Origin of the sequence: Gilliamella sp. Bif1-4 (assembly GCF_001690535.1) — a bacterium.
In the GTDB taxonomy this organism is placed as follows: Bacteria; Pseudomonadota; Gammaproteobacteria; order Enterobacterales; family Orbaceae; genus Gilliamella; species Gilliamella bombi.
The window spans coordinates 1-4753 of record NZ_LZHC01000026.1 but is presented as its reverse complement, the minus strand read 5'-3'; the positions used below and the strand labels follow the sequence as shown (position 1 = coordinate 4753).

7 protein-coding genes are annotated in these 4753 nt (G+C 33.4%); all 7 read right to left on the bottom strand.

Features of this window, described 5'->3' with window-relative positions; genetic code table 11:
* The coding region (locus A9G25_RS05820) for a hypothetical protein (RefSeq protein ID WP_065626161.1) at positions 1–614 on the bottom strand (614 nt) is incomplete at its 3' end.
* Between the two features lie 153 nt (positions 615–767).
* Entirely contained in the window at positions 768–1568 is an 801-nt protein-coding gene (locus A9G25_RS05815; RefSeq protein ID WP_065626160.1) for a PoNe immunity protein domain-containing protein, read from the bottom strand.
* A 153-nt stretch (positions 1569–1721) separates the two neighbouring features.
* On the bottom strand, positions 1722–2522 hold the full coding sequence (locus tag A9G25_RS05810) for a PoNe immunity protein domain-containing protein (protein ID WP_065626159.1): 801 nt from the start codon (positions 2520–2522) through the stop codon (positions 1722–1724).
* Between the two features lie 26 nt (positions 2523–2548).
* Entirely contained in the window at positions 2549–2788 is a 240-nt protein-coding gene (locus A9G25_RS05805; RefSeq protein WP_065626158.1) for a hypothetical protein, read from the bottom strand.
* Between the two features lie 38 nt (positions 2789–2826).
* Positions 2827–3594, bottom strand: coding sequence for a hypothetical protein (locus tag A9G25_RS05800; RefSeq protein WP_065626157.1), 768 nt, complete (start codon positions 3592–3594; stop codon positions 2827–2829).
* Between the two features lie 69 nt (positions 3595–3663).
* Positions 3664–4200 (bottom strand): DUF2345 domain-containing protein, encoded by a 537-nt coding sequence (locus A9G25_RS05795; RefSeq protein ID WP_141675009.1) that lies wholly within the window; start codon positions 4198–4200, stop codon positions 3664–3666.
* Between the two features lie 279 nt (positions 4201–4479).
* Positions 4480–4753: PoNe immunity protein domain-containing protein (locus A9G25_RS05790; protein WP_141675008.1), on the bottom strand; the 274-nt coding region annotated here is incomplete at its 5' end.

Below are 4753 nucleotides of genomic sequence, written 5' to 3'. Positions count from 1 at the left end.
CCAGTTTTACGCAGTCCGTCATACCAGCGGCGTAAGTATTCATCTAAAAACTTTAAGGTATCTTTAGGTTTTTCAGCATGAATAGCTTTATAAAGGGGATTACGAAAGCTCAGCTCTCGTGGTGTTTTTTCTTCAGTAATTGGATAGTTTGGAATTTTCATTGCAATTAGACTGTCTAACGCTTTCTCTCGATTTTCTTGATCAAAATCAACAGCTTTAACAATGGTTTCAAACCAATCTTGGTGTTTAAATAAAATTGCTAACCCCAATAAATTCGATAATGTCTCAGTTTCAAAATATTCCGTTAATATAGTAATATTCATCTTATCATCTGAGTTGACGAGATTATATTTATCTACATAATCTATAGAGCTATGAATATAGCTTAAAATACATCCCATCCTAGAAAATAACTCATTGATTTCTATTCCTAATGTATAGTCTAAACAAAATTGTTGATATTGTAATTCTATCATAAATTCTGCATAACCATCTTGTTCCTTTTTCATATCGTTATCAACCCTACCAATTAGCTTTGTAAGTCTTTCTTGAAAATAATGGTAAAAATCTTCATCTAATAGTTTCTGACGGCGTTGTTGTTCAAATTCTGTCATTTTAATCTCTTTATATTTTTATTTAGACTTATTTTTGATGCATCATACATGTTACTTTTTTTATTAAATCACATGGAATAAGGCGGTTGCTTGATATTCCTATAACGAGTGGCAATAACCATCATTTCGGCCTCTTTATAGCTTATATCATATCTATTGATGATTATTGCGAGCATATTCAACCATATCTTTCGGGTAGTAGATAGAACGGTGTAGGCTGCTATCATCAATATTTTTTAAATACGCTACTGCGGCGGCTTCAAAACACCAATAGCCCACAAAAGAACAACAATCTCTAGAGTCGCCCTGTTGCCATAAATGACTATCAATATAACTATATCCAGTTTTACGCAGTCCGTCATACCAGCGGCGTAAGTATTCATCTAAAAACTTTAAGGTATCTTTAGGTTTTTCAGCATGAATAGCTTTATAAAGGGGATTACGAAAGCTCAGCTCTCGTGGTGTTTTTTCTTCAGTAATTGGATAGTTTGGAATTTTCATTGCAATTAGACTGTCTAACGCTTTCTCTCGATTTTCTTGATCAAAATCAACAGCTTTAACAATGGTTTCAAACCAATCTTGGTGTTTAAATAAAATTGCTAACCCCAATAAATTCGATAATGTCTCAGTTTCAAAATATTCCGTTAATATAGTAATATTCATCTTATCATCTGAGTTGACGAGATTATATTTATCTACATAATCTATAGAGCTATGAATATAGCTTAAAATACATCCCATCCTAGAAAATAACTCATTGATTTCTATTCCTAATGTATAGTCTAAACAAAATTGTTGATATTGTAATTCTATCATAAATTCTGCATAACCATCTTGTTCCTTTTTCATATCGTTATCAACCCTACCAATTAGCTTTGTAAGTCTTTCTTGAAAATAATGGTAAAAATCTTCATCTAATAGTTTCTGACGGCGTTGTTGTTCAAATTCTGTCATTTTAATCTCTTTATATTTTTATTTAGACTTATTTTTGATGCATCATACATGTTACTTTTTTTATTAAATCACATGGAATAAGGCGGTTGCTTGATATTCCTATAACGAGTGGCAATAACCATCATTTCGGCCTCTTTATAGCTTATATCATATCTATTGATGATTATTGCGAGCATATTCAACCATATCTTTCGGGTAGTAGATAGAACGGTGTAGGCTGCTATCATCAATATTTTTTAAATACGCTACTGCGGCGGCTTCAAAACACCAATAGCCCACAAAAGAACAACAATCTCTAGAGTCGCCCTGTTGCCATAAATGACTATCAATATAACTATATCCAGTTTTACGCAGTCCGTCATACCAGCGGCGTAAGTATTCATCTAAAAACTTTAAGGTATCTTTAGGTTTTTCAGCATGAATAGCTTTATAAAGGGGATTACGAAAGCTTAGTTCTCGTGGTGTTTTTTCTTCAGTAATTGGATAGTTTGGAATTTTCATTGCAATTAGACTGTCTAACGCTTTCTCTCGATTTTCTTGATCAAAATCGACAGCCTTAACAATGGTTTCAAACCAATCTTGGCGTTCAAATAAAATACATAAGCCTAATAAGTTGGATAGTATTTCAGATTCAAAATATTCCGTTAGAATAGAAATATTCATTTTGTCATTTGGATTCGCTAAATTATGTCTTTCTACAAAACTGATTGCATTTCTTGTATATTCAATAATAATTTTTAGACGTACAAATAATTTCGAGATTGGTTTACCTGCAGTGTAATCTAAACAAAATAGTTCATATTGAGTATTGACCATCGATTCAACATAAGGGTCTTTAATTTGCTTTATCTGTGTCTCAAATTCATTTATTAACCAATCTAGATTGTTTTGTACATACGGATAAAAATCCTCATCTAGTAATTTCTGGCGGCGTTGCTGTTCAAATTCTGTCATATTTGTTTATCTCCTGTATTTGCTCTTTATTTGGATTTATTCCTATTGACTTTCTTTTTTATACTTCGATGCTTTTCTTGAATAATATTTTCAACCGTAAGTTCACCATATTTATGTATCAACATACCATTACGAATAGTATGATCAGTATCATTTTTTTTATCATCCAGTAGAGCCTCGATATGGGATAATCCGGGATTAACCAATAGTGATATAACAATAATATGGCGAGTATACATTCTAGAATAGTCTTTACCATTTTTCATTGTCGAAAAATCAGGTATTATATTCCTATATATTGTTCTTATATCCCTTCTAATTCTTTCACCAATCCAAAATGATCCATTTGAATAATCGGTTTACCTTCATATTTTTCTTTTAAAACACCTAACTTACTTGCAATAAATTTAGGCGTTCCTTTAGCGACACCTGTTGTCGCTTTTGCTTCAATAACTGCATATTTCTTCCCACAATTATTTTTGGGATCAGCTCGCCAAAAACCATCTATTCCCGTATCATTACCAATAGATGCATTTTTATTAAGTTTTTTTCCATCATTAAGCTTTCCTAAATGCAATGAGGTTGGTTGTTGTGTCCATATGCCTTGTGTCCCTTTATCGTGTCCATCCCAATGCTCTTTCCCCCACCCCAACTTTTCTAAGCAATAATAATCCGCAATATGTTCACCTACACCGCCAATGATAAAATTCATATTAGTATCTTGAAATTTGCTTTTAATCCGTGCGGTTAGACTACCTCGACTTTTTGTAACTGTAGGGGAACTTTTATCCTTCGGTTTATTATTTGACGTCTTTGTTTTATTTGGCACGTTACTTGTTCTGGCTGAATTCTTTCTTCTTAAAAGACTACGCTCTATGGCAATACGCACTGCTGGAGCTAAAATATCTTCAACAATCATCGATAATTGACCACTTAAACTTTTTAAAAAAGTATCAAGCAATTCTGGTGCACCAGTCCAACGCATAAGTGCATGTTGATTAAGTTCATCCACGGCTTTGGCAACCTCTGCCGTGGCAATAACAAATGATACAGATCGTATACTTAAAGCCACGGCAGCAGTCAGATCTTTAATAATTTCAGCATAGGTTTTTGATACGCTTGCTCTTCATGGAAATTTTCATTACTCATTATCCATTTCCTTGCTTTTTTGCCTACCGATTTCGATGTATTCCTCTGTATACTCGAGTTGTTTATCAATATAAGCTTTGAGTTCATCTGGGGATAAAGTTATGTATTCATTAAGCTGTTCTATTATAGCTTCATCTGAGTAATCATTAACTTCATAGTCTTCTAGTTTTGGTAAAATTACTTCATCGGGACTATAACCAAAATAAACATCAGCCTGACCGGGTGGGATATCTTCAAGTAGTGCTTCACCATTATCATCTAATTCGCCTTCTCGCATCGTTCCATCTTTAAATTCGACACGATAGCTGGCTCTTGGAACAGGATTTAAATCACTATCATGATAAAAAAGTTTAAGATGACCTGATTTTTCTTCATATGGCTCAGGTAATGGTTTTGGATACGGTCCCTTTACGGAAAATGATGCCGATTTTACAGTTACATTACCTGAAGTGCCAAGTTCAATACCGTTTGGAAAGATTGTAATAAGACGCTTACTATTAGCAGTGTCAATTTGAAAAACAAACAACATAAAAAAAAGGGCACTAATACAAACCATTACGAAAATACTCAACCAATTAACCCATTTTAACGGTTTAACTGAGGGTAATCGTGTTAAGATCACTTTAGACCACAAAATAACCTCCTTATATTTTATTTATATCATACTTATTTTATTGATAATCAGTATGAACCTAGTCAATATTCTGTTAGCGCTAATACATAAAGAGAGAAAGCTATTGCTTTGCCGTGTCTACTCTATAAAACAGCAACAACGATTTCTCCCTTTTATGGTTAATTGATACAATATTTACTGACGGTTATTGCGAGCATATTCAACTATATCTTTCGGGTAGTAGATAAAACGGTGTAGGCTGCTATCATCAATATCTTTTAAATATGCCACTGCGGCGGCTTCAAAGCACCAATAACCATAGAAGGAACAACAGTCTCGAGAGTCACCTTGTTGCCACAGGTGAATATCAATATATTCATAACCAGCTTTACGCAATCCATCGTACCAACGGCGTAAATATTCATCTAAAAATTTTAAGGTATCTTTAGGTTTTTCAGCATGAATGGCT

What these genes read in the sequence shown, in the direction of transcription:
- A9G25_RS05810 (WP_065626159.1), bottom strand. Translation starts at nt 2,522, where the DNA reads ATGACAGAATTTGAACAGCAACGCCGCCAGAAATTACTAGATGAGGAT.
- A9G25_RS05815 (WP_065626160.1), bottom strand. Translation starts at nt 1,568, where the DNA reads ATGACAGAATTTGAACAACAACGCCGTCAGAAACTATTAGATGAAGAT.
- A9G25_RS05805 (WP_065626158.1), bottom strand. Translation starts at nt 2,788, where the DNA reads ATGAAAAATGGTAAAGACTATTCTAGAATGTATACTCGCCATATTATT.
- A9G25_RS05795 (WP_141675009.1), bottom strand. Translation starts at nt 4,200, where the DNA reads ATGTTGTTTGTTTTTCAAATTGACACTGCTAATAGTAAGCGTCTTATT.